The organism is Ruegeria sp. H9, assembly GCF_056532915.1.
Window position 1 is genome coordinate 311,444 of the sequence record NZ_JBQFNX010000001.1, and the last position, 16,610, is coordinate 328,053.

At 55.9% G+C, this 16,610-nt stretch carries 13 protein-coding genes and 1 pseudogene; 12 read left to right on the forward strand and 2 right to left on the reverse strand.

What is annotated here, in order from left to right; genetic code table 11:
* Window positions 1–354: 354 nt before the first annotated feature.
* Complete coding sequence (locus ACR0CZ_RS01425; protein WP_480537157.1) at window positions 355–1,392, forward strand: zinc-dependent alcohol dehydrogenase family protein; 1,038 nt, start codon at window positions 355–357, stop codon at window positions 1,390–1,392.
* A gap of 65 nt (window positions 1,393–1,457) precedes the next feature.
* Here the strand turns inward: ACR0CZ_RS01425 and ACR0CZ_RS01430 are convergent, their stop codons facing one another.
* Together ACR0CZ_RS01430 and ACR0CZ_RS01435 are read right to left on the reverse strand one after the other, a co-directional pair.
* Window positions 1,458–2,045, reverse strand: coding sequence for a hypothetical protein (locus tag ACR0CZ_RS01430; RefSeq protein WP_480537159.1), 588 nt, complete (start codon window positions 2,043–2,045; stop codon window positions 1,458–1,460).
* Window positions 2,046–2,129: 84 nt separating this feature from the next.
* Window positions 2,130–2,270: pseudogene (locus ACR0CZ_RS01435) on the reverse strand (helix-turn-helix domain-containing protein); the annotation flags it as partial.
* A 122-nt stretch (window positions 2,271–2,392) separates the two neighbouring features.
* Between ACR0CZ_RS01435 and ACR0CZ_RS01440 the strand changes: the two are divergent.
* From ACR0CZ_RS01440 to ACR0CZ_RS01490, 11 genes are all read left to right on the forward strand, one after another.
* Window positions 2,393–4,369 (forward strand): CocE/NonD family hydrolase, encoded by a 1,977-nt coding sequence (locus tag ACR0CZ_RS01440; protein WP_480502999.1) that lies wholly within the window; start codon window positions 2,393–2,395, stop codon window positions 4,367–4,369.
* Between the two features lie 25 nt (window positions 4,370–4,394).
* The gene (locus ACR0CZ_RS01445) at window positions 4,395–5,960 is read left to right on the forward strand and encodes an ABC transporter substrate-binding protein (RefSeq protein WP_170394257.1); all 1,566 of its coding nucleotides are present in this window, start codon (window positions 4,395–4,397) and stop codon (window positions 5,958–5,960) included.
* 86 nt (window positions 5,961–6,046) lie between these two features.
* Window positions 6,047–6,985 (forward strand): ABC transporter permease, encoded by a 939-nt coding sequence (locus ACR0CZ_RS01450; RefSeq protein WP_170394255.1) that lies wholly within the window; start codon window positions 6,047–6,049, stop codon window positions 6,983–6,985.
* 11 nt (window positions 6,986–6,996) lie between these two features.
* Window positions 6,997–7,854 carry an ABC transporter permease gene (locus ACR0CZ_RS01455; protein WP_170394253.1) on the forward strand — a complete coding sequence of 286 codons (858 nt, stop codon included), beginning with the start codon at window positions 6,997–6,999 and terminating at the stop codon, window positions 7,852–7,854.
* Window positions 7,851–8,831: an ABC transporter ATP-binding protein gene (locus ACR0CZ_RS01460; protein WP_170394251.1), complete on the forward strand. Its 981-nt coding sequence runs from the start codon at window positions 7,851–7,853 to the stop codon at window positions 8,829–8,831. Before ACR0CZ_RS01455 ends, ACR0CZ_RS01460 begins: the two co-directional genes overlap by 4 nt.
* A complete protein-coding gene (locus ACR0CZ_RS01465; protein WP_170394249.1) occupies window positions 8,828–9,772 on the forward strand; it encodes an ABC transporter ATP-binding protein in 945 nt (314 codons plus the stop codon). The genes ACR0CZ_RS01460 and ACR0CZ_RS01465 overlap by 4 nt, the downstream gene beginning before the upstream one ends.
* Before the next feature lie 3 nt (window positions 9,773–9,775).
* Window positions 9,776–11,419 (forward strand): amidohydrolase, encoded by a 1,644-nt coding sequence (locus tag ACR0CZ_RS01470; protein ID WP_170394247.1) that lies wholly within the window; start codon window positions 9,776–9,778, stop codon window positions 11,417–11,419.
* Between the two features lies 1 nt (window position 11,420).
* Window positions 11,421–12,926, forward strand: a complete 1,506-nt coding sequence (locus ACR0CZ_RS01475; protein WP_170394245.1) for a M81 family metallopeptidase — start codon at window positions 11,421–11,423, stop codon at window positions 12,924–12,926.
* A 751-nt stretch (window positions 12,927–13,677) separates the two neighbouring features.
* Window positions 13,678–14,625 (forward strand): hypothetical protein, encoded by a 948-nt coding sequence (locus tag ACR0CZ_RS01480; RefSeq protein ID WP_170394243.1) that lies wholly within the window; start codon window positions 13,678–13,680, stop codon window positions 14,623–14,625.
* A gap of 214 nt (window positions 14,626–14,839) precedes the next feature.
* A complete protein-coding gene (locus ACR0CZ_RS01485) occupies window positions 14,840–15,898 on the forward strand; it encodes a glycosyltransferase family 2 protein (protein WP_170394241.1) in 1,059 nt (352 codons plus the stop codon).
* A 12-nt stretch (window positions 15,899–15,910) separates the two neighbouring features.
* Window positions 15,911–16,570 (forward strand): sulfotransferase, encoded by a 660-nt coding sequence (locus ACR0CZ_RS01490; RefSeq protein ID WP_170394239.1) that lies wholly within the window; start codon window positions 15,911–15,913, stop codon window positions 16,568–16,570.
* Window positions 16,571–16,610: the final 40 nt, after the last annotated feature.

Sequence of the window (16,610 nt, forward strand, 5' to 3'; positions counted from 1 at the left end):
ATCTGCAGTCGGCGCGGCAAGCAAAGGTGTTGAATTAAATAGAAAAATAGAAAGCGCAAACAGCAGGTTTGAAAACTTTGACACCTTGAGACCCTACAACCCAATTCACCAGCACAGAAGGCAAAGAAGAGCTGCACCCAAAAGCAACACATTGCTTTTGGGAATTTCCCCATCACCACCTAAAGAAAGATATGCGCAAGTTTAAGGAGAGTGGATTTCTTAAATTTGTCTAAAACTGGATTTGGTTAAAATAGTGCTAAAATGCCACAACCTGGGTTCATCCCTAAGGCTGGATCAGTTCGGCTGAGTTGGTTTAGGTTCACACAACTTTTCGAAAAAATGAAAGAGCACACTATGAAGGCTGTCCTGTTCGAGAAGTTCCAACAAACCCCCAAGGTTGTCACAGTCGACGACCCTGCACCCGATACTCATGGCGTTGTTCTGAAGGTCGAAGCCACTGGCGTTTGTCGCAGCGATTGGCACGGGTGGATGGTGCATGACAGTGATATCGAGCTGCCTCACATACCCGGTCATGAGTTGGCTGGCGTGGTCGAAGCCGTCGGACGGGATGTAAAGAACTGGAAAGTTGGCGACAAAGTAACCGTGCCTTTCGTCTGCGGCTGCGGAACGTGCAGCGAATGTCACGCAGGGCATCAGCAAGTCTGTCTGCATCAAGAGCAACCCGGCTTTACCCATTGGGGCAGTTTCGCGGAATATGTACCAATTCATCAGGCTGACCTTAATTTGGTCGCGCTGCCTGAAACCATGGAATTTGCAACCGCCGCCAGCCTTGGCTGCAGGTTTGCCACTTCATTCCGCGCGGTCGTCGATCAGGGAAGGGTCTCGGCCGGTCAATGGGTTGCCGTGCATGGCTGCGGTGGGGTCGGTCTGTCAGCCGTTATGATTGCTGCCGCCGTCGGGGCCAATGTCATCGGGGTTGATCTAGACGAAGCCAGACTCGAACTTGCGCAAGAACTGGGTGCAGTTGCGATCATTAACGGTACAGATGCTGATGTTCCCGAAGCGATCCGCGAAATCACCAAAGGCGGCTCCCATGTGTCAATCGACGCTTTGGGTCATCCCGTCACTATGACCAACTCAATCCTCTGCCTGCGTCCGCGCGGCAAGCACATTCAGGTCGGTCTGATGCTGGGTGATCACGCTTCGCCAGCAGTACCCATGCCAAAGATCGTAGGACAAGAGATCGAATTGCTTGGTTCGCACGGGATGCAGGCGCATCGCTATGACACGATGCTCGACATGATTGAAAATGGCAAGTTGGATCCGGCCCGGTTGGTGGGGGAAAAAATCAGCCTGGAAGACGCACCCAAGGCCTTGATAGGGATGGATAAGTTTACCTCAATCGGTGCGACGGTCATCACAAGGTTCTGAGTCACAAACAGGATCCGCCCCGTGCGAAAGTGGCGCCACTAAACGGCGATTTCAAAATGCATCACTCAATTGGCAAGTTCTGTCGGTATCGCAGAAAAATGGGCATCGCCTGATCCCAAAAGGTACTTTCGGACCGCCAGGTCGATTGATTTACTCTGTTCTGAATAGACACCGCAGGCAGTGAGCGCTTCACGGGCGGTAATGCGCTCATCAAGCCGTTTCCAGATTGTTTTCGCCGCATAAGGGTGTGGAAACGGCCGCCAAGCCACACCCATTGTCATGCCACGCAAGTATTTTAGCTGTTGGCGATGCGCGGAATAAAGGATGGTCTGCGCAATGCTTCCTTCCTTGCCGCATTCATGTTCCGTGGCGAAGATCCTGTTACCGCGCAGGGCAACCAGCCCTTCGTAGCGCGAAATCTGCCGAACGCTTTTGTCCGGGGACGTGGCGTTTTCGTGCGAGCGGATCGTCACCACGCCATCCACCTCTTTAAGTCGGATCAGAGAACAAAAAATGCGCCCCTGCCAAGACGGGGTGCAAAAGAAAGAATGATAGAAGCCCACATAGCGTCTGAGATTCTTCACCTGATCACTGTACGGCTTAACAAACAAGCTGGCAGGAGTTTCTTTCCGACGGACGATCGAGTCTTTCAATGTTTCTTCGAAATCCGCCCGAGGCGCAAAAAGCTGCGCCTCAGGCAGATCGAAATACCGAGCGATACGGCGTAGGTTGTGGGCTGATGGCAAGCTTTCGCCGTTGAGGTAGCGATTAAACTGCTGCCTGTTCAGGCCGATTTCTCGACAGACTTGCGAGATATTGCCTCGCTCGGCGCACAAAGACCGTAAATTTGCGGAAAAACTTTCGGACATAAGTGTCATTTCTTTCGCGTTTTGACGCTATAATGCTAAAGATTGAATAAAAGCGCGTAAAGTAGCTCAGTTCAATAATTTTCGGAATGCGGGTTGGCTGTACCAAACGCAACAACGGGACCTCGCTCCGAATGTCCACAAAAATCATCGAAAACACCTGGATCCCCCTGCCGGATGGTCGGAAACTGGCTGCACGAATTTGGTTGCCCGAAACCGGGCCGTCACCCGCCATTCTGGAATACCTCCCCTATCGCAAGCGGGATGGAACTGCGCCGCGAGATGCAACCACTCATCCAGTATTTGCCGAGGCAGGATACGCCTGCATCCGCGTCGACATTGCCGGAACCGGTGATAGCGAGGGGCAGTTCGACGACGAGTATTCGGAACAGGAACTCTGCGATGGTGAAGCCGTTCTGAGTTGGATCGCCGCACAAAACTGGTGCGACGGAAACATTGGGATGATCGGTATCTCCTGGGGAGGGTTCAATGGGCTGCAGCTGGCCTTTCGCCATCCGCCCGAGCTCAAGGCGGTGGTCAGTGTCGCCTCGACCGTGGATCGGTACGCCGATGACATACACTTCATGGGCGGCTGCCTGTTAAGCGACAATATCAACTGGGGCAGTCAAATGTTCGCCTATTTGACACGGCCCGCAGACCCCGAGCTGCGATCTGATTGGCGAGAAGACTGGCTTGCCCGACTTGAGAATGTACCATTCTCAGCAGCCGATTGGTTGCGTCATCCAACGCGCAGCGCGTTCTGGAAACATGGCTCGGTCTGCGAGGATTGGTCGGCGATTCAAGCTCCGGTTCTTGCGATAACGGGTTGGTCGGATGCATATGTCAACGCTCCGCCAGCGCTGGCAGCAAATCTGGCCGTGCCGTCAAAAGCGCTGATCGGACCGTGGGAGCACCGCTATCCGCATATCTCGAAACTAGAGGCTGGGGATTTCCACTCCGAGGTGATCGGCTGGTTTGATCGCTGGCTGAAGGGGCAGCAGAATGGCGCCGAAGACCTGCCCGCCTACCGAACCTATATGCAGGATCATTTTGGCCCGAGCAAAAAGAACAAACCCAGGCAGGGCCGCTGGATCGCCGAGACAGAATGGCCGTCGCCCAATGTCAGCGATGAAGTCTGGCATTTGGGATTGGGTGGGTTTTCCGACGTCGCCACTACGGCCGAGACAGCCGTATCGAATCCGGCCCATATCGGACAGGCTGGCGGGTATTTCTGCCCGGGCATGCGGATCGACAATGAGTTGGCCGAAGATCAAGCAGCCGATGACGCAATGTCGCTTTGTTTCGATACGGCACCGCTGGACAAGCCGCTTGAACTGCTTGGACGGGCGCGACTGAAACTGTCCTTCACCGTGGACAGACCGGTAGCCCAACTGATTGCGCGATTGTGTGATGTCGCCCCGGATGGGGTTTCTCAGCGGATCACCTATCGGGCGCTGAACCTGACGCACTACAAGAGCCACGAGACCCCTGAAGCGTTGGTTCCCGGTCAGGTCTACAGTGCGGAAATTGCACTAAATGAGTGCGCGCATCGCGTGAAACCCGGTCATATCCTGCGTCTTGCGCTGTCTACCTCTTACTGGCCAATCGTTTGGCCCGCGCCAGAAGCAGCAGAGGTGACGTTGCAACTGCAAGGTTCGGCGCTGTATTTGCCGGTTCGGACGATGTCTGAGGAAGCTGATCCTGCACATCCCGGACCAGCGCAGGATTATCCGACGTTGCAAAGCACCGAGCTGCGCGCGCCGTCGGGCCGATCCGAACGGCGCATCGAAGCGGACGGAACCGTCATACTTGAGACATTCGACGACTACGGCAAAGCACAGGACCCCGGCCACGGCCTGATCGTCGGAAGCCACGTCGCCATGCGCTATGCGATCCATCCTGATGACCCAGCGACCGCGCAATTCACGGCGGGCTGGCGTTTCACGTTCGAGAGGGACGAATGGCAGGTCGAGATCAGCACCGAAAACGCGATGACCTGTGACGTCGAGAATTTCTATCTGCATCGAAAACTGCGCGCCACCGAAGGCGCGGACAAAACAGAAGTTCTGACAAAGGAATGGAACGAAACCATCCCGCGCAGGCTTCTGTAAACGATCTGACCCAAGGGAGAACATCATGAAAATCGAATGGACAAAAGCAAATGTCGGGCGCAGGGGCTTCTTGAAAGGGGCAACTGCGCTTGGGGCGGCATCCGCGCTGCCTGCAAGCTGGGCCAATCGCGCCTTCGCCGCTGATGACGGGGTGTTGCGGGTGCGCGCCTACGGTGATGCCCAGAACATGGACCCCGCACATTCCGTCGGTGTTGTCGAAGAAGAAGTGCATGCCTCGATTTACAACAAGTTGATCCAATACAAGCCCGGCGAGGAATGGGGTTGGCAGCTGGATGCGGCGGCGATGATCGAGCAGGTTGACCCGACCCATATCAAGTTCGCCCTACGCGATGATATCGGTTTCACCAATGGCTTCGGTGCGATGACCGCTGAAGACGTGAAATTCAGCATGGAGCGTATCGTGGACGATGCGACCGAAAGCCCGAACAAGCCCGATTTGGGTCCGTTCAGCCATGTCGAAGTGAGCAGCGAACGCGAAGGTACCATCGTTCTGAACGAGCCGTTTGCTCCGATTTGGTCGATCGCCCTGCCCTACATAACCGGCAACATCGTCTCGAAAGCTGCGGTCGAGGCCGCAGGGGGCCGCATCGGGGCTGATCCGGTCGCTGAATCCGGCCCTTATCTGCGGGACAGCTGGTCACCCAAAGAGAAAACCGTGCTTAAGCGCAACCCGGATTGGAAGGGTGACGCACCAACATGGGACACAATCGAAATCCTGCCGATCGACGACGAAAACACCGCCGAGATCGCCTTTGAGGCGGGCGAACTGGACATGACTCGGGTTTCGCTGGGATCGGTCGAACGCTATCGGGCCGGTGTTCCGAATGGCGGATCTTTGGTCGAAAAACCCTCACTATTCTATGTCTGGTTGGGCATGAATCTGGATCACCCCAAGCTTCAGAACCCAAAACTGCGTCAGGCGATTCAACATGCAGTCGACGTACCAAGCATCCTAGAGGCGGCCTATTTTGGAGCCGCTGAACCCTCGACAGGCATCATCGCACCTGGCCTTGCGGGCCACCGCCCGCAATCTCTGGTCCCTCCGGCGGCAAACTTCGAGAAAGCGGCGCAATTGCTGGCGGAATCTGGCGAGACCAATGTGACGCTTACGCTGGACACGCTGAACAAGACCACTTTCACCACGACGGCTCAGATCATTCAGGCAACTCTGGCGCAGATCGGGATCACGGTCGAAGTCAACGTACTGGAATCCGGTGCATTCTGGGCAAGCGGAGACAACGAGAACCTGCAACTGGTTCTGAACCGCTTCTCGATGACCCCCGATCCATATTATGCGACGGCCTGGTTCACCACCGAACAGGTCGGCATCTGGAACTGGGAGCGGTTCAGCAACGCTGAATTTGACGAAATTCACAACTCGGCATTCAAGGAAGCGGATATGGCCAAACGCGCTGAGATGTATCAGCGGGCGCAGGATCTGATGGAAGAAAGTGGTGCCTACCGCTTTATCACCCACGAGGCGACACCGGTGATTCATTCGGCGCGTGTCACCCCCGCGCTAAGACCCGACGGTCTGGCACTGCTGCGGTACTTCGGCAAGGCGACCTGACCTCCCAAAGGTCGGCTACGTCCGGCGGGATTTGACGCCCGCCGGACAAAACAGCTCGCCACCCATCCACAAGGAGCCAGCTTTTCATGTTGAAGTTTGCAACCCGCCGCTTCGGGCTAGCGCTGCTTATCCTCTTCGTGGCGGTTACCGTCATGTTCCTGATGATCCGCGCCGTCCCCGGGGACCCGGTCCAGATCATGTTGGGGCCACGCGCAACACCTGAGCTTCAGGCCCAGCTCACCGCTGCGTTGGCGCTGGATCAACCAATCTGGAAACAGCTGGTCATATTCTATGGAAACCTGGCCCGTGGCGATCTGGGAATCGACGTATTCTCGGGCCGGTCAGTGACAGATATCGTGTTCCAGCAGCTACCCTACACTCTGGAACTGATCTTTGCGTCGATCCTGTGGTCCGCCACTTTGGGAATTGCACTTGGGGCATATGCCGCTGCCCATCCAAACACTCTGATCGATCGCATTGCGGCGGCGATTTCGGTCAGTTTTGTTGCAGCACCCGCCTTTGTCGTAGCACTTCTGTCGCTATTGGTCTTTGCCGTGCATCTTCAGTGGTTTCCAGCCATCGGCGCGGGCGAAGGCTTCTGGGGCCGCATTGATCACCTCGTCTTGCCCGCCTTTGCCATCGGGCTAAGCTGGGTGGGCTACATCGCGCGGTTGGTGCGCGCCTCGATGTTGGAAGTCTTAGGCGAAAACCACGTTCGGACCGCACGAGCCTTCGGTATCGCAGAGCGCCGCGTGGTGATGGTTTATGCCTTGCGTATCGCCATTCTTCCGGTTGTCACGGTGATCGGCGTCGGCATGGGTTTCCTGCTGAGCTCGGCCGTATTCGCCGAAATAGTGTTCGCGCGCCCGGGTCTGGGCAAGCTGGTGATCGACAGCATAACCACTCGCAATTACCCGATTGTCATGGGCTCGGTTCTGATCTCAACCGGTTTGTTCGTCGTGTCGACCGCACTGGCGGATCTGATCAATGCGTGGCTCGACCCACGCGCTAGACAAGCGCATTGAGGAAAGCCGAAATGGAAAAATCTCGTTCTGAACTTGGTCAGATCATTGTCGGCGTCGCCCGCGACCCTCTGGGTCTGATTGGTTTGGTCATTGTCGGCACCATCGTCTTCTGTGCGATTTTCGCCTATTGGATTGTGCCCTATGATCCTGTGGCCATGGATATCAAAGCCCGGTTGCAAGGCCCGTCTGCCGAGCACCTTCTGGGTACGGACCAACTTGGCCGCGATACGTTTTCCCGCGTGATTGCCGGCGGTCAGGTTGCGTTGAAAGTCGCCTTGCCTGCGGTCTTTGGTGCGATGGTAATTGGCCTAACCTTGGGAATGATTGCGGGGTATGGGCCAAAATGGCTCGACAACCTGTTGATGTTGTTCTTTGACACCATCCGATCCTTCCCAACCGTGATGTTCGCACTGGCCGTTGTGGCCCTGGTCGGTCCCAGTTTGCAAACGGTTGTGTTCGTGGTGATGGCGACTTCGATCCCAACCTATGGCCGTGTGGCGCGAACGCAGACCCTGACGTTGCGCAATTCCGAGTTCATTCTGGCCGAGCGTTCGATGGGTGCCAGCATGGCCCGCATCTTGGGTGTGCACATGCTACCAAATATCGTGGGGGTTCTGGCCGTCCTGGCTGCTATGGACATCCCGACGGTGATCGCGCTTGAGGCGGGGCTGTCCTTTCTCGGGCTTGGCGTGAAGCCCCCAACCCCCAGTTGGGGCGCACTTCTGAAGGACGGGTATTCCCTGATCCGACAGACACCTTGGCTGGTGGTGGGCGGCGGTCTGCCGATCATTCTGGCAACCCTGGGCTTTACGTTTTTAGGGGAATCCTTGCGCGACGTGGTTGATCCCAAACTGAGGAAACAGCGATGACCGAAACTCTTCTGGAAATCGAGAACCTCAGCGTCGATTATGAAACGGCACGCGGAGATCTCAAGGCATTGCGGGATATCACCTTTGACATCCGCAAAGGTGAGATCGTGGGTATTGTCGGTGAGTCTGGTTGCGGAAAATCAACCTTGATCTCGTCGATCCTGCGGCTGACCGCACCGAACACGCGGTTCCGGCTAGGCGAAATACGCTTTAAGGGGCAAGACCTGTTGCAAGTGCCTGAACGCAGGATGCGGGATCTGCGCGGGGCCGATATCTCGATCATCTTTCAAGACCCGATGCAGACCCACAATCCGGTTCTGACCATTGGCCAGCAGATGGTTGATATTCAGCATCGATCAAAGACAAGCAGGCAGGTAAAACTGGCCAATGCGGCAAAGATGCTGGGGGCTGTTGGAATTCCGGACCCTGAAGCGCGCTTAAAGCAGTTTCCGCACGAGTTTTCTGGCGGAATGCGACAGCGGATCGCCATTGCCATGGCGTTGATTTCAGAACCCGACCTGCTGATCGCGGATGAGCCGACCACCGCGCTGGACGCCACGCTTGAGGTGCAAATCATTGAGCGCTTGCAAGAGCTGCAGCGCGAGTTCGATTGCGCCATCCTATTTATCTCGCACCATCTGGGTGTGATCGCGGAATTGTGCGACCGAGTGGTTGTGATGTACGCAGGCGCCGTTGTCGAAAGCGGTGAAGTGCGCGAGATTTTTCACAATCCCAAGCACCCTTACACACGCCGTCTAATCGACTGTGACCCGGGCCATATCAAGGAACGCGCACGGGTCCTGCCAACCATCCCGGGCGAAGTGCCCGATCTGGCCAACCTGCCCGGCGGCTGTATTTTCCGCGACCGCTGCGATCAGGCGATGCCACGCTGCGCAACGGACGTTCCGCCGTTGGATCGTCTGAAAGAAGGGCATCACGCCGCCTGCTGGCTGAACCATGAGGAGGCCGTGACATGAGCCTGCTGAATGTCCAAGACCTGCGAACCAGCTATGGCCCGGTCAACGTGCTGGCGGGCGTCAGCTTTGAGGTCGAAGCTGGCGAAACCTATGCGCTTGTCGGCGAAAGCGGTTCGGGCAAGACAACTGTCATCCGTGCGATTGCGGGCCTGGCCCCGGCGCAGGCCGGTTCGGTCGTGTTTGACACGCAAGAGATACGAGGCGCGCCGGAACGGGTAATGCGTCCGCTGCGCAAGGACATGGCGATGATGTTTCAGGACCCTGTGGGCAGCTTGTCACCACGCCTGACAATTCGAAGCCTGATCACGGAACCCTATCGCATTCAGGGCATGAAAGATCGCGATCTGGATGCCGAAGCCAAGCGTCTGCTGGAAATGGTGAACCTGCCGGTGCATTTCGCGGACCGCTACCCCTATCAATTGTCCGGTGGCCAGGCACGACGGGTTGGTGTTGCCCGCGCTTTGGCGCTGGAGCCGAAACTGATCCTGGCGGATGAACCAACGGCGGGGCTGGATGTCTCGGTACAGGGTGAGCTGCTGAACCTGCTCAATGACCTGCGGGAACGCCTGGGCCTGGCGATGGTGATCATCACCCACAACCTGAACGTGGTGCGCCACGTGGCAGACCGCATGGGCATTATGTATCTGGGTCGACTGGTCGAGGAAGGCAAGACAGAGGCGATCTTCGACGATCCGCGCCACCCCTATACCCGCTGCCTGCTCAGCGCCAACCCCGAGCCGGACCCCGATGCGCGCCTTGAACGGATCGCGCTCAAAGGTGAGCCGCCCAGCCTCTTGCAACGTCCGTCGGGCTGTGAGTTCCGCGAAAGATGCCCGTTTGCCAAAGACATCTGCACACAGACACCGCAATGGGAGGTTGCGGCGGGCCACGGGCTGCGCTGTCTCGCACCCTTGTCGGGTGCGCCTGCTCCGGGTCACTAAAGGATGAGGGCAACACTCTATTTCGGCGGTCCCATCCTGACGATGGACGCCGACAATTCCCGACCCGAGGCGGTGTTGGTGCGGGACGATGTCATCATTGCGGTGGGGGACGAAGCAACGCTGCGGCGGCAGATGTCATCCGATGCGGGTGTATATGACCTAGCTGGCCAGACCCTGATCCCGGCCTTCTTCGACTCGCACGGCCACTTCCCCGATCCCGGCTTCATCCAGCTGTTTCGGGTTGATCTTGCATCACCTCCGCGCGGCGTGTGTATGGATATGGCGCAAGCTTTGGAAAAGCTGCGCTGCCGAGCCGAAGAGACGCCCGAGGGCGATTGGGTGATGGGCGTATTGTTCGACAACACCGCCATTGCAGAAGGCCGCATGCCTACCCGGGCCGAACTGGATGATGTCTCAACGGCGCATCCAATTTGGGTTCTGCATGCTTCGGGTCACAATGGCGTGGCCAATTCGATGGCGCTGAAGCTGCATGGCGTCAATCGCGACACCCCGGACCCGGCCGGAGGGCGTTATGGCCGCGACCCCGATACCGGCGCCCTGACGGGGCTGGTCGAAGGGCTGTCGGCCATGGGCGAAATGGGCGACACTGATTTTCTGATCGACCGGGACAGGTTCTGGCAAGGGTTCAACGCCTGCCGTGATGAGTATTTGTCCCACGGAGTAACTTATGCACAGAACGCTTGGGCATCGCAGGTTATGCTCGACCACTTTGCCAGCCTTCCTGCCGATCAGGATCCCGGCATTGATTTGGAATTGTTGCCAATTGCCGATCTGGAACCGGCTCTGAGCCAGGGCTGGATCGACGATAACTGGCCCGGCAACCCAAATTTTACGCTGGGTGCGCGCAAGCTGTTTACCGATGGCGCGTTCCAGTTACAGACTGCCTATCTGTCTGCGCCCTACCACAAGTCGCTGGACCCCGATCACCCCTGTGGCATGATCTATGCCACGCAGGTCGACATGGATTTCGAGGTTCTCCGCCTACACGCTATGGGGTTTCAGATCCACTGCCATTGCAACGGGGATGCCGGGGCCGAGATGTTCATCGATGCGGTGGACAAGGCCTTGTTAGCGCATCCGCGAGACGATCACCGCCATACAATCATCCACGGCCAGGTTCTGCGCGACGATCAACTGGACCGCATGGCGCGGCTTGGAATAACTGTCAGCTTCTTTTCAGCACATGTGCATTTCTGGGGGGACCGACATTACGATACCTTCCTCGGCCCGGAACGCTCTGAACGGATTTCGCCAGCCGCAACTGCGGAACGATACGGTGTACGCTATACGATCCACAATGACGCGTCGGTTACGCCAACGCGGCCAATCCATCTGGCGCATTGCGCGGTGAATCGACTGACTGCGTCCGGCCGGCAACTGGGTGAAAAGGAAAAGATCAGCGTACTGTCTGCGCTTCGGGCACAAACTATCGATGCGGCGTGGCAAGTGTTTAAAGAAGATCAGCGCGGTTCGATTGAGCCCGGAAAACTGGCAGATTTCGCCATCCTTTCTCGCAATCCCCTAGATGATCCTGAACGGCTGCTCGACACATCGATTGTTGCAACCATCCGGCGAGGACAGATTGTGTTTGGCGCCACCAAATCCAGAAAAGAACTGGAATTTTAGAATGACAGCCAAACGCATTGCCATTGCCGGATTTCAACACGAAACCAACTGCTTCGGAGCGACCAAAGCGGGTCTGCCCGAGTTCGAGATGGCAGATTCCTGGCCCGAAATGTTGCATGGCGCGCGTGTCATCGCAGACACCAAAGGCATGAACCTACCCATCGCCGGGTTTTCTTCCGCCGCGAACCAGGCAGGTTTCGAGCTTTTCCCGATCCTGTGGTGTGCGGCAGAACCTAGCGCTCATGTCACGGATCACGCGTTCGAGAAGATATGTACTATGATCTTGGATGGCCTTCGCGGCGCGGGACCGCTGGACGGAGTGTATCTCGACCTGCACGGTGCCATGGTGACTGAAAGCCTTGCCGATGGTGAGGGAGAGCTGTTGCGCCGAGTACGTGATCTGGTAGGGCGGGATGTTCCGGTCGTAGCGAGCCTGGACCTGCATGCCAATATCTCTGACCAGATGACCTCGCAGGCGGACTACCTGGCAATTTTCCGCACCTACCCGCACCTCGATATGGGCGAAACCGGCGCGCGATGTGTGCCGGTTCTGCAAAGGCTACTGGCCGGAGAGAAACTGCACAAAGCCTTCCGGCAGGTGCCCTATTTGATCCCATTGCACGCGCAATACACTTGGGCCGCACCGTTTGATGAGATTTATCAGTTGCCCACCCGGTTTGAACAGGCCCATGTCTATGCAGAAATCGCACTGGGTTTTACAGCGGCAGACTATCCCGATACTGGTCCGTCCTGCGTTGCCTACGCGACCAGTGCCGCGCAAGCGACCGCCGCAGTAGATCAAATTGTCGACCTTTTTCTGGCCCGAGAACCTGATGTGGACTGCTCTATGTTGTCGTTGGACGAAGCCGTTCTGGCCTGTCGTTCGCATCGCGACAAACCGCTCGTGTTAGCGGATGTACAGGACAACGCAGGCGCAGGCGGCACATCCGATACCACCGGACTACTGGCCGCTTTGATCGAGGGGGACGCGCAGGAGGTTTTGATGGGTCTCTTCCACGACGCCGAAAGCGCAGAGAAAGCGCATCGTGCAGGCCAAGGCGCAATACTGAACCTTGCCATCGGCGGAAAATCAGGTCTGCCCGGGCACCACCCCGTTGAGGCAAAGTTCGAAGTTCTGGCCATCGGAGATGGCATCTGCCGATACTCAGGTGAGATGTACGGAGGCGGCATCGCGACGCTTGGCAAAACGGCCGCTCTGAGGATGATAGAGTCTGGCGCGAAGATAGACTTGGTCGTCACCAGTGTGCGCAACCAATGCCTAGACCGCGCTCATTTCACCCATATCGGCCTGAATCCCACATCCTATTCAGTGATCTGTGTCAAAAGCACCACACATTTCCGGGCGGATTTCCAACCCATCGCAAGCGACGTGAAAGCCGTTGCCGCTCCAGGCACCTTTCTCTGCGATCTGGACCAGATCCCCTACTACAACATCGCAGGCAAACGCCGTATCGAAACACGTGGACCCAAAACCAGAAACCATTGATTTCCCACCCGCATCGCAGCTCGCAATCGACATAGCAGGCGCAGAAACTGCATTGAGATCCCGCTCATAAACTAAGAGATTGGAAACTTCTCGCTTCACGTTTTGACAATGCCGCCTCATCTTTCGCTTCAAATCGACAGAAGATAGGGCTTAAACCGTTTCTGTTCGGCAGAAACCCAAACCCATTACGACCAAGCTTTGATAGAGCAACCCTGCGGCAAATCCCGACCCAGCAAACGGACCTTGCTAGCGCGATTCACGGTTCAAAATCGAGCGGTGAATATGTCTGACTTATATTGGTTGGCTGGCGCACATATAGCGCGTCTTGAGCCCTCATTCCCCAAATCACACGCCAGTCAACTACGCGAGACCCACGGAGTTACAGACCCAGATTGTGATGATTTGCTAAAACCCGCTTTTTATCCGAATAGTGAACGAAACCGCAACGCTGGGAAATACCATCAGACCGGATACCTCCGCTCAAACAATCTGGTCTGAGATCCGGCCTGTTCGGCGTTGGATGTAGACGGCAAGTGTAGCTATCGATAGACAACTTCCACAGGGTCAAACCGAAAACGAGGGCCCGAGGCAACCCAGGCAACAGGAAGAAACTATGAAGCGCTGTGCAATTGTACAATTTGAACCGCGCCATGAAGAAGTCATCCCCAGCTTGGTGGCCGCCTGTAATGCCAACGGGTACCGACCACGAATCTTTCTGCATCGCCGGATCTTAAAGCTGCGCGGAGATATCATGGCCTTGGTCCCGGGATTGGAATTTGATGTTGAGTATGTGCCTTTAAGCACGCCGGATTACCGGGCTGCGGATGCACCAAAACATATCAAGTCTACTATGGCTGCAATTGAAGCGGCCGAACATGACTTCGTCCTCATGGCCTCTTTGAGTCGTCCAAAAGCGGCAAGCTGGGCGCGTGGAGTGAAGAAGCCATTGATCATGGTCCTGCATAATCTGGATCAGTTCAGCCAGATGGCACCCCTGCGCGAGACGCTTCAGATGCCAAATGCGCGCTACATCAGCCTGAGTGCACATGTCACGGCTGAATGGATCAGCCGGGTGGGCAAAGCCCATATGGACAGGATCGCGACGTTGGAGCCGTTTTATTGGATCGATGATCCGGAACCAAAATTGGGCCAGCCGCGTCAGGTCGTGATCCCCGGCAACGTTAACATGCGGACACGTGATTACCCTGGCCTGCTGAATCTTCTTGGCAATCGACCGGACGCCTTTCAGAATCTGCATTTCATCCTGCCGTCAGGAGGCGGAGATCGCGCCAAGGTTGAAAGTGAGATCCAGGACCGAAAGCTTGACGCGCGTTTTACGTGCGTGCCTTTGGACAACAGCGGGCAGGTCGGGCACGCCGCGTATTTTGACGCACTGGCGGGCGCTCAGGTGATACATCCGCTCATGCCATTTGACTATGAACAATATCAACGGATCAAGATCACATCTGCCCTGTCCTCTTCGGGTGGATTCTGTGTGCCGATCGTCATGGACCGCTGGTCAGAGGCCTGTTACCGACCACCAATGCTGATTGCTGACAATGGGTTGGAGGCAAGCCTGACCCGCATTTCAGGGGCGAGTGATGCAGAACTCAGCGATCTGCAGGTAGCACTGAAGTCTTACCGCCGATCTGCACTTGCAAACGGAGCTGTCGGGCTACGACGGCTAATTGAACAATAAGTGCCTCTATCCGGTTCACTCTCAGCCTTTTAGATCCACCTACCACCGAGTTGGAAATCACCCAAGTTGGCAACATGATGCCGCGCCGTACTTTTTTCGTTCCTACGCGAAATTCGCAGTTCAGAACATCTGCAAAACCGTTATTCTCAATGAGCACCACATGACATGCGGTCTGGCGGATCACCAGACTGAAGCGTCGGATCAAAGGAATAGAATGACACGAAAGCTAGCGATCCTGACGGTCAAAGATGAAGGCGCGTTCCTGTTGGAATGGCTCGCCCATCATCAGATGGTTGGTTTCACTGATTTTCTGATCTTCTCGAATGATTGCGCGGATGGCACCGATCTGATGTTGCACCGACTCGAAGAGATGGGGCAAATCACTCATGTCAGCCATGAAGCCAAGCCCGATAAGAGCGTACAGTGGCAGGCTATGAAACAAGCCGCCAAACATCCTCTATTGAAAGAAGCAGACTGGATACTGGCGCTCGATATTGATGAGTTTGTAAATATCCATATTGGCGACGGCTCATTAAACGCGCTCATCCATAGCCTCCCCGAGGCGGATGCGATCACGCTCACCTGGCGGCTATTCGGAAATGCAGGGATCGTTTATTTTGAAGATGCGCCGGTGACCGAACAGTTCACTTCCTGCGCCCCCAAACCCATCCTTTGGCCGTGGCGCGCCTCGATGTTCAAAACGCTTTATCGCAACAACGGGATTTACCGTAAACCAGGCATTCATCGGCCAATTTCGCCTGATCAGACCCGCGTGGATGAGGCGCGCTGGTATGATGGATCAGGCCGTTTGCTTGGTGGCGATCATCGCCGCCAGCGGGTATTTTCCAACTATACGCAAGATACGACCATGAGGGTTCAGCTTAACCATTATGCTTTGGGCGCGATGGACTCCTTTCTGCTCAAACGTGCGCGTGGACGTGGGGTGCATTTCAAAGAGAAAATCGGCATGGATTATTGGGTCGATTACAACTTTAACAGCGATCAGGACGTCTCTATTTCCCGCTACCAATCGGCACGGGCTGCTCGGGTTACCGAGCTAAAATCAGATGCCACACTGAAGAAGCTACATGACAAAGCCTGCGAATGGCGGCACAAGCGATTTAAGGAACTTTTGGAGTCAGAACCTGAACGCGCGTTTTTTGCTCGCCTGATGATGGCTGGCCAATCCACACCTCTGACGGAGCATACGGCCCGTCAGCTTATTTCAGTTGCCATGCGCGCGAACCAGAAAGCCGCCGCAGAGTCCGAGTAGGAGCCTTCCTTCGTGCCGCAATCATCAAAAACCCATCCTGAATATCTGTCTACTCGTGCAGGCCGTACGCGGCGGATATTTCAGGTCGGTTTCAACAAGTGCGGCACAAGGTCGATTTCCGCCTTTCTAGATAACAACGGCATTCCGACGGTTCACTTCAAGCGTGGCAATCTGGCCCGCGCGCTCGCTAACAATCTTAAGTATGGTTATGCGCCGCTCAATGGCATTGACCGTTGGGTCGGCTACACCGACATGCAGATGGTGAGCGGCTCACGCGTGATTGAAGGTTGCCGTTATTTTCGTCAACTCGCGGCATATTATCCCAATTCCTATTTCATATTGAACACTCGAGACAAAGACAGGTGGATCGCAAGTCGCCGAAACCATGGCAATGGGTTTTATGCTGAGCGTTATCGTAAGGGTATGAATTTCGAGTCGGTTGATCAGGTAATTGATCATTGGTCAGAAGAATGGGACCGGCATCATCAGGAGGTGCCCGAATTTTTTAAGGACCAACCGGATAAATTATTGATATATAATATAGAAACAGACAGCCCTGACCAGATGTCCGAGTTCCTTGCGCCTGATTTTGAGACTGATCCGACTTTCTTCGGCCATGAGGGCAAAACATCCGGAGGCAATCACGCCGACGATGCAGTTTCTCCGAATTGAGATGTCATGGCTTGCTTACTTGAGCAGCATAAGAAATCGA